General features: G+C 62.1%; 15 protein-coding genes and 1 pseudogene. 13 read left to right on the top strand and 3 right to left on the bottom strand.

The window, feature by feature from the left end:
• Positions 1-97 precede the first annotated feature (97 nt).
• From thrS to pdxS, 4 genes are all read left to right on the top strand, one after another.
• The gene (gene thrS / locus FDP28_RS02150) at positions 98-2107 is read left to right on the top strand and encodes a threonine--tRNA ligase (RefSeq protein WP_144658965.1); all 2010 of its coding nucleotides are present in this window, start codon (positions 98-100) and stop codon (positions 2105-2107) included.
• A gap of 19 nt (positions 2108-2126) precedes the next feature.
• Positions 2127-2720, top strand: coding sequence for an HIT family protein (locus FDP28_RS02145; protein WP_144658964.1), 594 nt, complete (start codon positions 2127-2129; stop codon positions 2718-2720).
• Complete coding sequence (gene pgsA, locus FDP28_RS02140) at positions 2710-3336, top strand: phosphatidylinositol phosphate synthase (protein ID WP_144658963.1); 627 nt, start codon at positions 2710-2712, stop codon at positions 3334-3336. Before FDP28_RS02145 ends, pgsA begins: the two co-directional genes overlap by 11 nt.
• 213 nt (positions 3337-3549) lie before the next feature.
• Entirely contained in the window at positions 3550-4476 is a 927-nt protein-coding gene (gene pdxS / locus FDP28_RS02135; RefSeq protein WP_144658962.1) for a pyridoxal 5'-phosphate synthase lyase subunit PdxS, read from the top strand.
• A gap of 61 nt (positions 4477-4537) precedes the next feature.
• Here the strand turns inward: pdxS and FDP28_RS02130 are convergent, their stop codons facing one another.
• Positions 4538-6550: a M3 family metallopeptidase gene (locus tag FDP28_RS02130; RefSeq protein WP_144658961.1), complete on the bottom strand. Its 2013-nt coding sequence runs from the start codon at positions 6548-6550 to the stop codon at positions 4538-4540.
• A gap of 72 nt (positions 6551-6622) precedes the next feature.
• On the opposite strand from FDP28_RS02130, the pseudogene FDP28_RS02125 reads away from it, so the two are divergent.
• Positions 6623-7889: pseudogene (locus FDP28_RS02125) on the top strand (CapA family protein).
• A 3-nt stretch (positions 7890-7892) separates the two neighbouring features.
• On the opposite strand, the gene FDP28_RS02120 reads toward FDP28_RS02125, so the two are convergent.
• Both FDP28_RS02120 and FDP28_RS02115 read right to left on the bottom strand, forming a co-directional pair.
• A complete protein-coding gene (locus FDP28_RS02120; RefSeq protein WP_144658960.1) occupies positions 7893-8663 on the bottom strand; it encodes a type 1 glutamine amidotransferase in 771 nt (256 codons plus the stop codon).
• Positions 8660-9988, bottom strand: coding sequence for a Mur ligase family protein (locus FDP28_RS02115; RefSeq protein ID WP_144658959.1), 1329 nt, complete (start codon positions 9986-9988; stop codon positions 8660-8662). The genes FDP28_RS02120 and FDP28_RS02115 overlap by 4 nt, the downstream gene beginning before the upstream one ends.
• Positions 9989-10090: 102 nt before the next feature.
• Here FDP28_RS02115 and pdxT point away from each other — a divergent pair, with 102 nt between their 5' ends.
• The 8 genes from pdxT (at position 10091) to secF (ending at position 17373) form a co-directional block, all read left to right on the top strand.
• The gene (gene pdxT / locus FDP28_RS02110; protein WP_144658958.1) at positions 10091-10792 is read left to right on the top strand and encodes a pyridoxal 5'-phosphate synthase glutaminase subunit PdxT; all 702 of its coding nucleotides are present in this window, start codon (positions 10091-10093) and stop codon (positions 10790-10792) included.
• A 3-nt stretch (positions 10793-10795) separates the two neighbouring features.
• A complete protein-coding gene (locus FDP28_RS02105) occupies positions 10796-11551 on the top strand; it encodes a YebC/PmpR family DNA-binding transcriptional regulator (protein ID WP_144658957.1) in 756 nt (251 codons plus the stop codon).
• A 44-nt stretch (positions 11552-11595) separates the two neighbouring features.
• Positions 11596-12174 (top strand): crossover junction endodeoxyribonuclease RuvC, encoded by a 579-nt coding sequence (ruvC, locus tag FDP28_RS02100; protein ID WP_144658956.1) that lies wholly within the window; start codon positions 11596-11598, stop codon positions 12172-12174.
• 101 nt (positions 12175-12275) lie between these two features.
• Positions 12276-12920, top strand: coding sequence for a Holliday junction branch migration protein RuvA (gene ruvA / locus FDP28_RS02095; protein ID WP_144658955.1), 645 nt, complete (start codon positions 12276-12278; stop codon positions 12918-12920).
• Complete coding sequence (gene ruvB / locus FDP28_RS02090; protein WP_144658954.1) at positions 12913-13989, top strand: Holliday junction branch migration DNA helicase RuvB; 1077 nt, start codon at positions 12913-12915, stop codon at positions 13987-13989. The genes ruvA and ruvB overlap by 8 nt, the downstream gene beginning before the upstream one ends.
• Positions 13990-14134: 145 nt before the next feature.
• Positions 14135-14518: a preprotein translocase subunit YajC gene (gene yajC, locus FDP28_RS02085; RefSeq protein ID WP_186313473.1), complete on the top strand. Its 384-nt coding sequence runs from the start codon at positions 14135-14137 to the stop codon at positions 14516-14518.
• 114 nt (positions 14519-14632) lie between these two features.
• Positions 14633-16384, top strand: coding sequence for a protein translocase subunit SecD (secD, locus tag FDP28_RS02080; protein ID WP_144658952.1), 1752 nt, complete (start codon positions 14633-14635; stop codon positions 16382-16384).
• Positions 16384-17373: a protein translocase subunit SecF gene (gene secF / locus FDP28_RS02075; RefSeq protein WP_144658951.1), complete on the top strand. Its 990-nt coding sequence runs from the start codon at positions 16384-16386 to the stop codon at positions 17371-17373. Before secD ends, secF begins: the two co-directional genes overlap by 1 nt.
• Positions 17374-17401: the final 28 nt, after the last annotated feature.

Below are 17401 nucleotides of genomic sequence, written 5' to 3'. Positions count from 1 at the left end.
TGGCCGCCCTAGCCGAAGCGGATACGATTGACGATGGCTGGCTGTGGTCCCCGTACGCCACAAGCTATGAAGCCTTCACTATGAATAGGAGACACCCGTGTCAGATGCCCAACAGATCACCCTCATCGTCGATGGCGAAGAGACCAAGGTGACGGAAGGGACTACCGGCGCGGAACTCTTCTTCGAGCGCCGCGACGTCGTTGTAGCCCGTGTTGACGGTGTGCTCAAGGACCTTGACCAGCCCCTTTCCGACGGTGCGAACGTCGAGGGCGTCACGATTGAATCGCCGGACGGACTCAATGTCCTCCGCCACTCCACGGCCCACGTCATGGCCCAGGCCGTGCAGCAGCTGCGCCCGGACGCAAAACTTGGCATCGGTCCCTACATCACCGACGGTTTCTACTTCGACTTCGACGTCGCTGAGCCGTTCACCCCGGAAGACCTGCGCCAGCTGGAAAAGATGATGCAAAAGATCATCAACCAGAACCAGAAGTTTGTCCGTCGCGTGGTCACCGAAGAAGAAGCCCGCCAAGCCATGGCCAACGAGCCCTACAAGCTTGAGTTGCTCGGCAAGAAAAACGATGCCACGGACGCCGCGGAAGGCGTCAACGTCGAGGTGGGCGCCGGCGACATCACCATCTACGACAACGTCGACCGCAAAAGCGGAGACAGCGTATGGTGCGATCTTTGCCGCGGCCCCCACCTGCCCAACACCAAGATCATCTCCAACGCCTTCGCGCTGACCCGTTCGTCGTCTGCCTACTGGCTGGGCAACCAGAACAACCAGCAGCTGCAGCGCATCTATGGAACGGCCTGGCCCACCAAGGAAGCCCTCAAGGCCTACCAGGAGCGCATCGCCGAAGCGGAACGCCGCGACCACCGCAAGCTTGGCGTCGAGCTGGACCTCTTCTCCTTCCCGGATGAGCTTGGCTCCGGCCTGCCGGTCTTCCACCCCAAGGGCGGCATCATCCGCAAGGAGATGGAGGACTACTCGCGCAAGCGCCACGTGGATGCCGGCTACGAGTTCGTCTACACCCCCCACATCACCAAGGGGCACCTGTACGAGGTCTCCGGCCACCTTGATTGGTACAAGGACGGCATGTTCCCGGCGATGCAGGTGGACGCCGAGCTCAACCCGGACGGCACTGTGCGCAAGCCGGCCCAGGATTACTACCTGAAGCCGATGAACTGCCCCATGCACAACCTGATCTTCCGTTCGCGCGGCCGCTCGTACCGTGAACTGCCGTTGCGCCTGTTCGAATTCGGCTCGGTGTACCGCTACGAGAAGTCCGGCGTTGTGCACGGACTGACCCGCGTGCGCGGCATGACACAGGACGATGCCCACATCTACTGCACCCGCGAGCAGATGAAGGACGAGCTCACCACCACGTTGAACTTCGTCCTCGGTCTCCTCAAGGACTACGGCCTGGACGATTTCTACCTGGAACTCTCCACCAAGAACGAAGAAAAGTTCGTTGGGGACGACGCCACGTGGGAAGAAGCCACACGCACATTGGCGGAGGTGGCAGAGGCCTCCGGACTTGAGCTGGTTCCTGACCCGGGTGGAGCTGCCTTCTACGGCCCCAAAATCTCCGTGCAGGCGAAGGATGCCCTGGGCCGCACCTGGCAGATGTCCACCATCCAGCTGGACTTCAACCTGCCCGAGCGCTTCGAACTGGAGTACCAGGCTGCCGACGGAACGCGTCAGCGCCCCGTCATGATCCACCGCGCCCTCTTCGGCTCGGTTGAACGCTTCATGGGTGTCCTCACCGAGCACTACGCCGGAGCATTCCCGGCCTGGCTGTCACCGGTCCAGGTGGTGGGCATTCCCGTTGCCGAAGCGTTCAACGACTACATGTTCGACGTCGTGGGGCAGCTGAAGGCTGCAGGCATCCGCGCCGAGGTGGACATCTCCTCGGATCGCTTCCCGAAGAAAATCCGCACAGCCAGCAAGGACAAGATTCCCTTTGTGCTCATTGCCGGAGGCGAAGACGCCGAAGCTGGCGCGGTGTCCTTCCGGTTCCGGGATGGCAGCCAGGATAACGGCGTCCCCGTGGAAGAGGCGGTCCGCAGGATTGTCGACGCCGTAAAGAACCGCGAGAGCTGACGGAACGGATACAGTGACGGTGCAGGAGAACACAGGCGCGGCAGCTGACTTTCCGGGCGATGCAGATGTAACCGATGACTTCGGACTTGCAGGCGTTCCGGATGCGTTTCAGCGCCTGTGGACTCCGCACCGCATGGCCTACATCAAGGGCGGGCAGGATCAGTTCAAGAACAAGGACGACTGCCCGTTCTGTGTAGGTCCCACCCGCTCGGACGAGGAATCCTTGATCGTCCACCGGGGAAAGACGTGCTACGTGGTGCTCAATCTTTTCCCTTACAACCCGGGTCATCTGCTGATCTGCCCCTACCGGCATGTGCCCGACTACACGGACATCACGGTTGAGGAGACGGCCGAGTTCGCTGACTTGACGCAAACCGCCATGAGGGTCCTGCGCAAGGTCTCCAACCCCAGCGGCTTCAACCTTGGGATGAACCAAGGTGTCACCGGTGGGGCAGGCATCGCCGCGCACCTCCACCAGCACGTGGTTCCACGGTGGGGTGGAGACGGAAACTTCTTCCCCATCATTGCCCAGACCAAAGCCATCACGCAGACCCTGGATGAGGTCCGCAAACTCGTGGCTGAAGCCTGGCCAGGGGAGTCGAATGCTCAATAGGCATGCGCGCGGTTTCTTCACTTCATTGTTTACCCCGCTGGCGCGTTGGCTCCTGCGGTTGGGCGTCTCTCCTGACGCCGTCACTATTGCGGGCACTGCCGGAGTGGTGCTCGGCGGCCTCATCCTGTACCCGCTGGGCCACTTGTGGTGGGGTTCGGTCATCGTGGCGCTCTTCGCCTTTTCCGATGTGGTTGACGGCATCATGGCACGCCTGCAGGGTCGCAGCGGAGGTTGGGGAAACTTTCTTGACTCAACCTTGGACCGTTTGGCCGATGGTGCCATTTTTGCCGGCCTCACCATCTGGTTTTTCACAGGGGGCCGCGATGCTGCGATCGGAACCGCGGCCGTCGTTTGCCTGGTCCTGGGGATGGTCGTTTCCTATGCAAGGGCCAAGGCGGAATCACTTGGCTACCACGCAAGCGTAGGCATTGCCGAGCGTGCGGAGCGTTTGGCGTCGGTCCTCCTGATAACCGGCCTTACCGGACTGGGCCTTCCCCGCGTGGTGCTTTTCGCGACCCTTGTCCTGCTGGCACTGGCCAGCTTTGCCACCATCGTCCAAAGAATGGCGACTGTTCGCCGGCAAGCCATGGCTGAAGCCGAGGGAACTGGCATCTGACCAGATTTCGCCGTGGCGGTTTGTGCAGCTGTCCTACCACGCGCCTGTTTATTGCCCCAGGGGGCAGTAATGAATGTACTTCCGCCATGCATCCTGCGACTACTATTACTAGTACTTGGTCACCTTGACCTGAAACCCGGTGTGCGCTGAATGTGGTCGTTGGCTGCGCGTGCCTCCGGCAAGAAGGTCGTTTATCTACCCATAGGGGTTTTTGTGTCTACACCAGATGTAAGCAACGAAGCCGGTTCGTCCGCGAACAGCGTCACGGGCAGCAGCCGCGTGAAGCGGGGCATGGCGGAGATGCTCAAGGGCGGCGTCATCATGGACGTCGTTAACGTCGAGCAGGCCCGCATCGCCGAGGACGCCGGTGCCGTGGCTGTCATGGCGCTGGAGCGTGTTCCGGCTGATATCCGCGCCCAGGGTGGCGTGTCCCGCATGTCCGATCCCGACATGATCGATCAGATTATTGCCGCGGTGTCCATCCCGGTGATGGCCAAGGCCCGTATCGGCCACTTCGTCGAGGCCCAGGTCCTGCAGTCGTTGGGTGTGGACTACATCGATGAGTCCGAGGTGTTGACTCCGGCGGATTACATCAACCACATCGACAAGTGGAACTTCACCGTTCCCTTCGTCTGTGGTGCCACCAACCTCGGTGAGGCGCTGCGCCGCATCAACGAAGGTGCTGCGATGATCCGTTCCAAGGGCGAGGCCGGTACCGGGGATGTGTCCAACGCGACCGGTCACATGCGCAAGATCCGTGCTGAGATCGCGAAGCTTTCGGCTCTTCCCGAGGACGAGCTCTACGTTGCGGCCAAGGAACTGCAGGCCCCGTACGAACTGGTCAAGGAAGTTGCCGCGACGGGCAAGCTTCCGGTGGTGCTGTTCACCGCCGGTGGCATCGCGACCCCGGCTGATGCTGCGATGATGATGCAGCTCGGCGCTGATGGCGTGTTCGTCGGTTCGGGTATCTTCAAGTCCGGCAACCCCGCAGAGCGTGCGGCCGCCGTCGTCAAGGCCACCACCTTCCACGACGATCCTGACGTGATCGCCAAGGTCTCCCGCGGTCTGGGCGAAGCCATGGTCGGCATCAATGTCGACGAAATCCCCGAGCCGCACCGCCTCGCAGAGCGCGGCTGGTAACAAGCAAAAGCAGTACGACGCCGGGCCGGTCACCTACCAAGGTGACCGGCCCGGCGTCGTTCTACTCAAGTCCGCGGCGCTTCAGAAGGGGTTCCAGTTGCGCGTCGCGGCCCCGGAAGGCCCGGAAGGACTCCAACGGATCGCGACTGTTGCCCCGTGCCAGCAGCTCCGATCGAAACCGGGTGCCGTTGGCACGGTTCAACCCGCCGTTGTCCTTGAACCACTCCACCGTGTCAGCGTCCAGTACTTCGCTCCAGATGTAGGAGTAGTAGCCGGCGGCGTAACCCGCTCCGGCGAAGATGTGCTGGAAGTAGCCACTACGGTAGCGCGGCGGAATCAGGGGGTGGGCAATCGAGGCCCGGGACAGTGCGCTGGCTTCGAAGGCAAGGACGTCTTTGGGTACGTCAGCCTCGGACAGTACGTGCCACGCAAGATCCAGCAACGCGGCGCCCAAATACTCCGTAGTGGCAAAACCTTCACCCCACAACACGGAGTCATTGAGTTTGTCCACGATGTTTTGGGGGAGTGCCTCACCTGTGATGTGATGCCGCGCGTAGTTAGCCAGTACTTCCGGCCACATGATCCACATTTCGTTGACCTGCGAAGGGTATTCCACGAAATCGCGGGGCACCGAGGTGCCGGAGAACCGCGGGTAGGTGACTTGTGAAAACAGGCCATGCAGGGCGTGGCCGAATTCATGGAACACCGTCCTGACTTCATCGAGGGTCAGGAGCGTGGGCTCGCCGGGCGCCGGCTTGGTGATGTTCAGGTTGTTGATGACCACCGGTTGCGTACCAAGAAGAGTGGACTGCTCCACGAGCGAGTTCATCCACGCGCCACCACGTTTGGTCGCCCTGGTGTAATAGTCGCCAAGGAAGAGGCCCAGTCCCTTCCCGTCCTCGTCGCGGACTTCCCACACCCGGACATCGGGGTGATAACCGTCCAGGTCCATACGTTCATGGAACGTGATCCCGTAGAGCTGGGTCGCGGCATGGAAGACGCCGTCGTGGAGCACCCTGTCCAAGGAAAAGTAGGGACGCAGGGCTTGTTCGTCCACTTCGAATTTGTCCTTGCGGACCCGGGCCGAGTAGTACGGCCAGTCCCACGGGTCCAGTTTCCTGCCCGCTGCCTCGGCCAGCGCCTCAGCCTCGGCCCCGGCGTTGCGGACGGCGGCTGGTGCCAACCGCTGCAGCATGGCGTGGACGTCGTCAAAACCAGGCGCGGTCTGCTGATCCACCACCAGCTCGGCAAAGTTCGCAAAGCCCAGCAACTTGGCCTTTTCTGCCCTTAAACGGACAGTGGCCAACACCAGATCACGGACGTCCAACGGTCCACCATCGGTGCCCCGAGCGAGGGAGGCTTCGTACAAACGACGCCGGATGCCCGGATTTTCGAGGACGGCGAGGGCAGGCTGGTTACTGGGCTGAATCAGGGTGAGCAGGTATTTGCCGGCGTGGCCCGCAGAGCTGGCTGCTTCGGCGGCGCCGGCGATGTCCTCCTCCGGCAGGCCGGCGAGGTCTTCCAGATCCTCAAGAAGCAGCGCTGAAGATTTCATGGCCTCTTTGACCCGTTGGCCAAAGTCGGTTCCCAACCGTGAGAGCTCAGCGTTAACCTGACGCAGGCGGTCCTGCCCGGCATCGTCGAGTTGGATACCCGATTGGCGGAACTCCTTGAGGTGTTCCTCCACCAGCCGGGCTGATTCGGCATTCAGGGCCGCCACGTCGATCGCTGAGAAGCGTTCATACAGGCCCCGGTTCATGAACACGGCATCCTGATGGGCCGCGAATTTCGGGGACAGCTCGGTCTCGAGCGCTCTGATGTCGTCGTCCGCGTGGGCCGAAACCATTGTGAAGAAGGCGGCTGCTGCCCTGTTCAGGAGCAGGCCTGAACGTTCCATGGCTACGGCGGTGTTCTCGAACGTTGCGGGGTCCGGGTTGGCCACGATGACGTTGATTTCCTCCAGATGCTCTGCCAGTCCGGCGTTGACTGCCTCGGCGTAGTGAACAGCTGATATGCCGGCAAACGGTGGGAGTCCGTACGGCAGGGGACTGGGGCTAAGCAGGGGGTTGGTCATGAAGTGACTCTTTCACGTAGGGATCGTGTCCTCAAGGGTGGCGCGCCTGGTTCGGCTCGTGTTCACCGTAGGATGAAAAGCATGGGGAAAATCACATCTGGTACCGGATGGCAGCGCTCACGCCGGGCAGCCCTGCCGACACTCGCCCTGGTCCTCGCCATGGCGTTGGGTGCCTGCGGCGTCATCGCCGAGAACAACGATCCCAGACCAAGCACCGCTGCATCGGCTCCGGCGGGTGAGTCACCTTCACCCACACGCACGCCTGCCCCCAAACCCGACCCCGGGGAAGGGACCCGCCTGCGCGGAACTCCGATGCACTTCGATCACCGTGACCGGCGACATGCTGGTCCACACCCAGTTGTGGCAGCAGGCAAGGGCCGACGCCGCTGCCGCCGGTCAGCCGGGCTACACCTTTGTGCCACTGCTGGAAGGACAGCGGCGCTACATCAGGAACAGCGACCTCGCCATCTGCCATCAGGAGACTCCCGTGGCCACGCCCGAAGGGCCTTTTTTCGCCTACCCTTCCTTCAACGTACCGCCACAAATCGTCACAGCTTCCAAGGACCTCGGCTACCAGGCCTGCACCACCGCCAGCAACCACACAATTGACCGTGGCACCGAGGGGCTGCTGCGAACCCTGGATGCCCTGGACGCGGCAGGCTTGAAGCATACCGGCTCCTACCGGACGGAAGCAGCATCTAAGGAAGTTTTGATGCTGCAAACGGACGCCGCCAAGGTAGCCGTCATCGAAGGGACCTACGGGCACAACGGCCAGATCCCGGAGTATCCATGGCTTGTGGACGAACTGGACCCCGCGACCATGATCGCCAAGGCCACCCAAGCCAGGTCACTCGGCGCGGACATCGTGCTGGGAGTGATGCACGCGGGAGACGAGTACGCCAGTGAACCCAATGCCCAACAGCAGGAGGTAGCCCACGCACTCGTGGACAGCGGACAGTTCACCATGATCTACGGGCACCACACCCACTCAGTGCTGCCCATCGAGAACTATAAAGGCACGTGGATCGTCTACGGTCTGGGCAATGGCATCACAGAGTTGTCACCGTGGTACGTGGTGAACAATGAAGGACTGCTGGTCAGGGCGCAGTTCAGCCAAAATGCGGCCGGTACCTGGACTGCCTCGGATCTGGCATGGGCGCCCTCAGTGATTGTCCGGGATCCCTATCGGTGGTGTTCAGTGGCCAGCGATGCGCCGCAGGGCGTATGTGCCACGCCCGCCGCGGACGCCGAAACCCGCCAAAGAACCAAAACCGTGGTTGAGTCCATGGGCGCCGCGAATGCCGGTGCCCATGAACTGCTGATCACGAAGGAAAAGTGACGCTTACCTCGGGCGGCGCGCGGCGTGTTCGCGCGCGAGGCGGGCGTAGTCGTCGTCGGGCGTTCCCGGCACGAAGGTACCGAACTTGCGTTCGGCTGCCGTCCTGATCAGGAAGTCCGCGATGGCCGGGTTTTTCGGCAGCAGGGAACCGTGCAGGTAGCTGGCAACAACGTTGTTGTACCGGGCGCCCTCGTGGCCATCCTTGCTGTTGTTGCCGGCACCTTTCGTAACGGTCCCCAGAGGCTCGACGCCGGCACCCAGGGTGGTTTGGCCGCTGTGGTTCTCGTAGCCCAGGATGTCGCCGAACTCAGCGGACTTCATGATGACGTTGCCGATCAGGCGTTCGTCCGTGCCATGGGTTTCAACGTCCAGGATGCCGATGCCGGGGATGGTGGGTCCCGAGCTGGTCTTGAAGAACTTGCCAAAGAGTTGGTAGAGGCCGCAGATCACCAACATGGGAGCGCCGTCGTCGGCGAGCTCCCGCAATTGCTCCGCACGCGCCTGGAGATCATCCTGGATGACAAGTTGGCCGCTGTCCTGCCCGCCGCCACCTACGATGATGTCAACGTCCTCCGGGAATTCATCGCCGACGTTGTACTCGAGGAGCTCCGGCGTGTAGCCGTGCCACTTGATGCGTTGCTTGAGGACCAGGGCGTTGCCCCAGTCGCCATAGATATTCATTTCCCGTGGGTACAGCTGGAGTACGCGGATGGTGCCCTTGCTGGGCTGTGAAGCCTGGCCGGATGCGGCCCGGGGCTGGGTTTCCGAGGTCATGAGACCACCTCAACTATGGTGATTTTGGCAAGTTCGCGGCGAATTGCAAGCATTGATGTGTAGGTGCAGAAGATGCGCTTGGGCTTACCCCGTGAACCGTCGATGAACGTACGCAAGGCTGCTGTGATGTCCGGTTCAACCGTGCCGAACGGAACGTCGTCGTACTGGAGGCGCAGGGCCATGTCGTAAGCGCGGACACCGGTGAGGACTTCGACGCCGCCATCACGCAGGGACTCGAATTCGACGTCCCACAGCCACGACATGTCCCGGCCATCGGCGTAGTTGTCGTTGATGGCGATCATGGTTGCGTAGCCGCCGGCCGGGAAGGACTTCAGGCCAAGCCGGAAACCACTGGGGTTCTTCACCAGCACAAGCTCAAGGGGTTGGCCGTCCACAGTCAGGCTTTCGCCGCGTCCGAAGGCCGGTGCCACGTTGCCCAACGCTTTGACGAGCTTCGGGGTGTCAACGGGGCCGGTTCCCAGCACCGCACGAGTCAGCGACAACGCGGCGGCGGCGTTGAAGATGTTGTAGACCCCACGGAGCTTCATGGTGGTGGTGACGGTCTTGCCGTCGAACTCGAAGTCGGCGTCCTGGGCGCCTACCCGGCGAAGTACGACGTCGGCATCCGGCAAATCGACTGCCTCGCCCGGCGCTGCGGCCACCGACGTTCCCGACGGTGAGGGGCCGCTTCCGGACCGCATCTCGTCGTCGTTCGGGAACGTGCTGCGAAGCGATTCGTCCAGGCCGAAGTAGCGGACGTTGGGGTGGTAAACGGCGTCGAGGCTGTTGATGGTGCTGGCGATTCGCGCTACGCGCGGGTCCTCGCGGTTCAGGACCACCGTATCCGTCGTCCTGGAGGCGATGTGTTCAAGGAGGCGGGCTGTCTTGTCGATTTCGCCGAAGCGGTCCAGCTGGTCCCGGAGGACATTGAGCAGGAGGCTGAAACGGGGAGGCACCTTGTTCACGAAATGCACAGCGTGCGCTTCATCCAGTTCGAGCACTGCAATGTCGGCATCAAGCCGGCCCCGCCAGTCGACCTCGCCCAGCAGGGAAGCTGCCACGCCACGGGTGAAGTTGCTGCCGGTGCGGTTGGTGAACACCTTCAGGCCTTGGCTCTCCAGGAGTTCCACCACCATTTTCGTGGTGGTGGTCTTGCCGTTGGTGCCGCTGACAACAGCTACGCCGTGGGGCAACGACGCAAGCGTTCGCTGCATGAAACGGGGATCGATTTTCTCGACCACCAAGCCGGGGAACGCTGAGCCTCCGCCCCTTAGCCGGGACAGTGTGCGGACCAGCTTGCCGAGGGGGACGCTGTAGGAAAGCATGCTCTGTAATATATCCCAGTCGGGGCATGGAACCCGGGTCGCCGCGGGTGCCGGGCTGCTCCGGGACACTGCCCAAAGCACAGGGACCACTATGATGGACCAATGACCAACCCCCTTTCCGATGCTTCATCACGTGTGGGTACAGGCCTCCGGATCGGTGTACTGGCACTCCAAGGCGATTTTCGTGAGCACATCCACGCCGTGGAGTCTGCGGGAGCTACAGGCGTGGGAATCCGCCGGCCCTCAGAGCTGGACGACATCGACGGCCTGATCATTCCCGGTGGCGAATCCACCACGATCGACAAACTGTCCCGGATCTTCGAAGTCCGCGAGCCGATTCAACAGCGGATCGCGGATGGTCTGCCGGTATTCGGCTCGTGCGCAGGAATGATTCTGCTGGCCAACGAAATTGCGGACCCCGCCACCGACCTCAAGGGAAACCCGCAGCAGACCTTCGGTGGCCTCGATATCACTGTGCGCCGGAATGCCTTCGGCCGCCAGCGTGAGTCCTTCGAGACGGACCTCGACTTCAAGGGGCTCGACTTCAGTGCGGGACAGGACGGGGTGGATCCCGTTCACGCCGTGTTCATCCGCGGACCCTGGGTCGAGCGTGTGGGTGAGGGCGTAGACGTTCTGGCCCAAGTGGATCCCGACCACGCCAGCCACACGCCGGCTTTGCATGGAGTGGCTAGAATTGTTGCAGTGCGCTCCGGCCATTTGCTGGCCACCTCCTTCCATCCGGAAGTGACAGGGGAGAAGCGTGTGCATGAACTCTTTATTCGAATGATCAGAGGAGAAGCGTAAAGCATGTCAGGCCACTCCAAATGGGCGACCACCAAGCACAAAAAAGCCATCATTGACAGCAGGCGTGCAAAGTCGTTCGCAAAACTGATCAAGAACATCGAAGTCGCTGCCCGCATGGGTGGACCCGACCTGGCCGGCAACCCGGGCCTGGAACTCGCCGTCACCAAGGCAAAGAAGACCTCGGTCCCCAACGACAACATCGACCGTGCCATCAAGCGCGGTGCCGGCCTCACCGGTGAAGTGGTTGACTACACCGAGATTATGTACGAAGCCCGCGGCCCCCAGGGCTCGGCTTTGCTGATCGAATGCCTTACCGACAACAAGAACCGGGCAGCGTCCGAGGTACGTCTGGCCATCTCCCGCAACGGTGGCACCATCGCCGATCCCGGCTCCGTCAGCTACCTGTTCGCCCGCAAGGGCGTTGTGGTTCTGCCAAAGAACGGCCTCAGCGAAGACGACATCCTCATGGCCGTCCTGGATGCCGGTGCGGAGGAAGTCAAGGACAGCGGCGACAACTGGGAGATCCACTCGGAGCCGTCGGATCTGCAGGCCATCCGGGATGCCCTCAAGGAAGCAGGGATCGACTACGAAACCGACGAAGCAGAGTTTGTCCCGTCGATGCAGGTTGACCTGGACATCGATGGCGCCAAGAAGTTCATGAAGCTCGTCGACGCACTTGAGGACCTGGACGACGTCCAGAACGTCTACAGCAACGCGGACTTCAGCGAGGAAGTGCAGGCTGCCCTCGACGCCGAGTAGGCGCGGCAGCACCAAGTATTGATGACAAACAGGAAGGCCCGGACTTGACTCTTCGCGTATTGGGAGTCGATCCGGGCCTTACCCGTTGCGGCATCGGTGTAGTGGACATTGAACGGAACCGCCGGGCAACCATGGTGGCCGTTGGTGTCGTGGGAACCTCGGCGGAACTGACCTTGGACAAGCGCTTGCTGGTCATAGCCCAAGCCATCGATGAGTGGCTTGACCTGCACAAGCCGGACGTCGTCGCCGTCGAACGCGTCTTCTCGCAGATGAACGTCAGCACCGTCATGGGCGTCGCCCAAGCCTCGGGCGTCGTGATTGCCGCCGCGGCGCGCCGCGGTATCCCGGTGGCCCTCCATACGCCGTCGGAAGTGAAAGCGGCCGTCACTGGCAGTGGGTCGGCGAACAAGGATGCTGTCACGAAGCTCGTCACCAAGATCCTGCGCCTGGATGCACCCCCCAAGCCCGCCGATGCCGCAGATGCCCTTGCCCTTGCCTTGACGCACGCCTGGCGCGCAGGAAGCGGGATGGGAACAGCGGGCGGCGCGGCAGGCGGCGGCACACTGACTCCGGCCCAGAAAGCGTGGGCGGATGCCGAAGCCAAAGCGCGCCGTGCACGCTGATACCCCGGCGTCCTTGCTAGGGTATTCGTAGATATGTTCGGATAGTCAGCCGTGGCCGCAGTTCCCAGCGTCCCGGCAGGCAGTATTTCAGGAGCCGGGTCTTGATCAGTTTTCTTCGTGGAACCGTAGCCCACGTTGGGTTGTCCAGCGCCGTCATTGACCTCAACGGTGTGGGCATGAGCGTGTTCGCAACGCCGCAGACCCTGAGCCATCTGAAGGTAGGGGCTGACGCAAAGCTCTTTACCTCGATGATCGTCCGCGAGGACTCCCTGACACTCTTTGGCTTCGCCGACGACGACGAGCGGGAAGTTTTCGATGTCCTGCTCAGCGTCAGCGGGGTCGGACCCCGGCTTGCTTTGGCCGTGCTCGCAGTGCACGAACCCGAAGCCATCCGCGTTGCAGCGCATACCGGTGATGGCAAGGCCTTCACGAAAGTTCCCGGTATCGGGCCAAAGGTTGCCGGCCGGATCGTCCTTGAGCTTGCGGGCAAATTGGTCCCGCATGGCACAGGCACCGCGGCCGCGCCCGCAGCCGCTGTCAAGGCTGACTGGAAGCCGCAGGTGGTGGCCGCCATGACCAGCCTTGGTTGGTCGGAGAAGGACGCCAACGGAAGCATCGACAAAGCCATGGCCGACTCACCCGAATTGGTGGATGCCGGTAACGTCGCACAGATTCTCCGGGCCACGCTGCGGTGGCTTGGCCAGGACGGCGCCCGCGCCGGCAACCGCGTAGGCAGCCGTGGCTGAGCAGTCACTGGTCAGCGGGGGAGAGGAACCGGAAGAGCGGGTCATCGAGGCGGCTCTCCGTCCCAAGAACCTTCACGACTTTGTGGGCCAGCACCGGGTCCGCAAGCAGCTTGCCTTGGTCCTCGAGGCGTCCAAAATGCGCGGCCGCAGTGCCGACCACGTGCTCATGTCCGGTCCCCCCGGACTCGGCAAAACCACCCTGGCCATGATCATTGCGGCCGAGATGAATGCTCCACTGCGCATCAGCAGCGGACCGGCCATCCAGCATGCCGGGGACTTGGCAGCAATATTGTCCTCCCTCTCCGAAGGCGAGGTCCTGTTCCTGGACGAAATCCACCGCATGTCCCGGCCTGCGGAAGAAATGCTCTACATGGCCATGGAAGACTTCCGCGTGGATATCGTGGTGGGCAAAGGTGCCGGTGCCACGGCCATTCCCCTGGAGCTGCCTCCCTTCACGTTGGTAGGAGCCACGACCCGGGCCGGACTGCTTCCTGGTCCGCTGCGGGACCGCTTCGGTTTCACCGGTCATCTTGAGTTCTATTCAGTGGCCGAACTCGAACTTGTGTTGCGCCGTTCGGCAGGGCTGCTGGACCTGAAGGTGAACTCGGCCGGGTTCACGGAGATTGCCGGCCGCTCACGCGGAACACCGCGTATCGCCAACCGGTTGCTTCGGCGTGTCCGCGACTGGGCACTGGTTCACGGCATCGACCAAATCGACGCCCGGTCAGCCTCGGCTGCCTTGGATATGTACGAAGTGGACCAACGCGGCCTTGACCGGCTGGACCGCTCTGTCCTCGAAGCGCTTATTACCAAGTTCAACGGCGGTCCGGTGGGACTGTCCACGCTGGCGATTGCCGTGGGGGAAGAGGCTGAGACCGTCGAGACGGTAGCGGAGCCTTTCCTGGTGCGGGAGGGCCTTCTGGGCCGGACGCCCCGCGGCCGGATTGCAATGGCGTCCGCCTGGACCCATCTGGGGTACGCCGTGCCGGCCGGTGTGTTCGGACAAGAGACCCTTGGGCTGTTTGACGACGACGAAAACCACGCCGAAAGCGTAGATACTGCGGGTTAACACGCTGCGTTCAGCTTTTCCCTCTAGACTGGTATGACGCTCGGCACGTTCGAGTCCTTGATCCATGCGCCAGCCTCGCGGATCTGCCAGGGACGTTGCCGTGAACCAAAACGTAAGTACAGAACGGAACTTCCCTGTGGATCCAATGACCATATTGCTGTTCGTCATGCTTGGACTCTTTGTCTTCATGATGTTCCGCCGCAACAAGAAGACCCAGCAGCAGCAGGCTGAGATGCAGGCCAAGTTTGCTCCGGGCGTCGACGTCATGACCAGCTTCGGCCTCTTTGGCCGCATCGTGTCCATCGACGAAGCGGAGAACAAGGTCGTTATCGAGCTCTCCCCGGGCAACGAGGCCACGGTTCACCGTCAGGCTGTCACCAAGGTTGTTGAGGCGACTCCCGAGGAAGCCCCTGTGGTTCCGGATGACGCTTCTTCCTTGACCGCAACGGGCCCCGAAACCCCGGCGGCCGGCGAGACGCCGGAAGAGACCATTGCGCGCCTCAACAAAGAGGACAAGAAGGACAACTAGCACCGTCAGTCGCGGCACCACCGCGCACGGCAACTTCTACGGCAGCGGAAAGCCGCCGGCAGACGCTCATCAGCGTCCGCCGGCGGCTGTCCGGCGATAACAGGAAGATTGAAAATGGCAAGGACCGGCCCCAAAAATTCAGCCCGCAGGGTGCTGACATGGCTTGGAGCAATATTCGTTGTACTCACCGTCGTCCTGGCCGGCGGTGTGATGACCGGCCATGCAAGCTGGGCGCCCAAGCTTGCACTGGACCTCGAAGGCGGAACGCAGATGATCCTGGCACCCCGTGTGGAGGGTGCGACCGACATCAACGAGGAGCAACTCAACCAAGCGGTGGCGATCATCCGCCAGCGTGTTGACGGTTCCGGCGTCGCCGAGGCCGAAATCAGCACCCAGTCGGGCCGGAACGTGGTTGTCAGCCTGCCGGGCACCCCTTCGAAGGAAACCCGCGACCTCATCCAGGCCTCGGCTGACATGAACTTCCGGCCTGTTATCGCCGCTGGAGATCCCGCAGCCATCCCCGCCGAACAGCGGACCCCGGATGACCAGTTGAACAAGCCCACTGCCGAGCCGACGAACGCCAGCGACATCAACTGGGTTACCCCTGATGTCCAGAAGGAATTCGAGGCGCTGGATTGCGTCAACCCTTCCAACGAGAAGCGGGACCGTTCGGATCCTGCCAAGCCGCTGGTTGCTTGTGAGCCCGCTACCGACAAGACTCCCGCCGTCAAGTACATTCTTGGGCCGGTGGAGGTCAAGGGCCAGGACATCAGCGACTCCACGTTCTCCCAGGTCCAAGGCGCGCAGGGCTCTGTCACGAACTCCTGGGGTGTGAACATCGTCTTCAACGGCGATGCCACCGCAAAGTTCAAGGCAGTTACCGAACGCCTTAACCAGTTCTACGTTGCAGCGCAGGCGCAAGGTACGCAGGACCCGAAGGCGCAGTTCGCCATCGTACTGGATGACAAAGTCATTTCCGCACCGCGGGCAATGGCCGTCATCACCGACGGAAAGCCACAGATCACCGGCAACTTCACCCAGGCCAGCGCCAAGGCGTTGTCCGACCAGCTGCGCTATGGCGCCCTGCCGATCAGCTTCGAGATCCAGTCGCAGGAGCAGATCTCGGCAACGCTTGGTGGCGACCAGCTGCGACTCGGTCTCCTTGCCGGCATGATTGGCCTGCTGCTCGTTGTGGTGTACTCGCTCTTCCAGTACCGGGCCTTGGGATTCGTTACCATCGCCTCCCTGGTGGTGGCCGGGTTGCTTACCTACCTTGCCATTGCAATCCTCGGCTGGACGGAAAACTACCGGTTGTCACTGGCTGGTGTGGCAGGTCTGATCGTGGCCATTGGCCAGACCGCTGACTCCTTCATCGTCTACTTCGAACGCATCCGTGACGAACTGCGCGATGGACGCGGCCTGGTGTCCGCCGTCGAAAACGGCTGGAAGCGCGCCAAGCGCACCGTTTTGGCCTCCAAAGCCGTCAACCTTCTTGCCGCCGTGGTCCTGTACTTCGTGGCGGTTGGAAACGTCCGTGGCTTCGCCTTCACCTTGGGCTTGACGGCCCTTGCCGACCTCATTGTGGTGTTCATGTTCACGCATCCGATGCTGCAGGTGCTGGCGCGGACCAAGTTCTTTGGTGAAGGACACCGTTTCTCCGGATTGTCGCCCGACCGCCTGGGCGCCGTCCCGCTGTACCGCGGCGCCGGCCGCCTCCGGACTCCGGACGAAAAGCCGACGCCGGTCCGCGCCCGCAATGCCGGAGCCGCCGCTGAAGCCGAACGACGCCTGACCATCGCCGAACGGCGCCTTGCCGCGAAGGGCCAATTGACCGGCACTTCCAACGGCAGCAAGGAGGAGAAGTAATGACTACGAGCTTCGCAACCTTCGGCCATGAGCTCTACACGGGCAAACGCTCGTACAATTTCGTCAATTCCAAGAAGATCTGGTTCACCATCGCGGCTGTGGCTGTGGCGTTGTCCATCCTGATCCCGGTGGTCAAGGGTGGCTTCAACCTCGGCATCGAGTTCCGTGGCGGCTCCGAGTTCACTGTCTCCAACGTGAGCACCACCGATGCGGCGCTTGGTGAGCGTGCTGTGCATGACGTCGTCCCGAACGCTGTTCCGCGCGTTGCGAACGTTGCGGGCAACACCATGCGGATCCAGACCGATCAGCTGACCGACGACGAGACCAACCGCATCAAGGACGGCCTCACCAGCGCCTACGGAGTTACCGAGAATGAGGTCACCTCCAACTTCGTCGGACCGACCTGGGGCCAGGACGTTACCAGGCAGGCCCTCATCGGCCTGGTGGTCTTCGTTGGCTTGGCTGCGGTGCTCATGGCGCTGTATTTCAGGACCTGGAAGATGTCCTTGTCAGCGCTTGTTGGCATGCTCGTCACGATGTTTACCACCGCGGGTGTTTACGCTTTGAGCGATTTCGAAGTCACGCCGTCGGCGATCATCGGCTTCCTGACCGTCTTGAGCTACTCGCTGTACGACACCGTGGTGGTCTTCGATAAGATCCGCGAAAACACCTCGGACATCTCCACGTCCACGCGACGCACTTTTGGCGAAGAGGTCAACCTGGCCGTCAACCAAACCTTGGTACGTTCCATCAACACCATGATGGTGGCTGTCCTTCCCGTGGCGGCGATCCTTTTCATTGGAGCGGGCCTGTTGGGGGCCGGCACGTTGCGTGACCTGTCGCTGGCGTTGTTCGTGGGTATCCTGATCGGCACCGCGGCCACGATCTTCATCGCGGCCCCGCTGTACGCCTGGCTGCGCCAAGGCGAACCCGAGCTGGTCAAGCAGGCCAAGAAGGTAGCCCACCGGAGGACGGAAGCTACAGTTTAGGGCTGCACACTGCAGCAAATCTCCGAAG

Source organism: Paenarthrobacter nicotinovorans, from assembly GCF_007670255.1.
Classification (GTDB): domain Bacteria; phylum Actinomycetota; class Actinomycetes; order Actinomycetales; family Micrococcaceae; genus Arthrobacter; species Arthrobacter nicotinovorans_B.
Note: the sequence above shows the minus strand (reverse complement) of the source record. Positions and strands in the feature narration are given on the sequence as shown.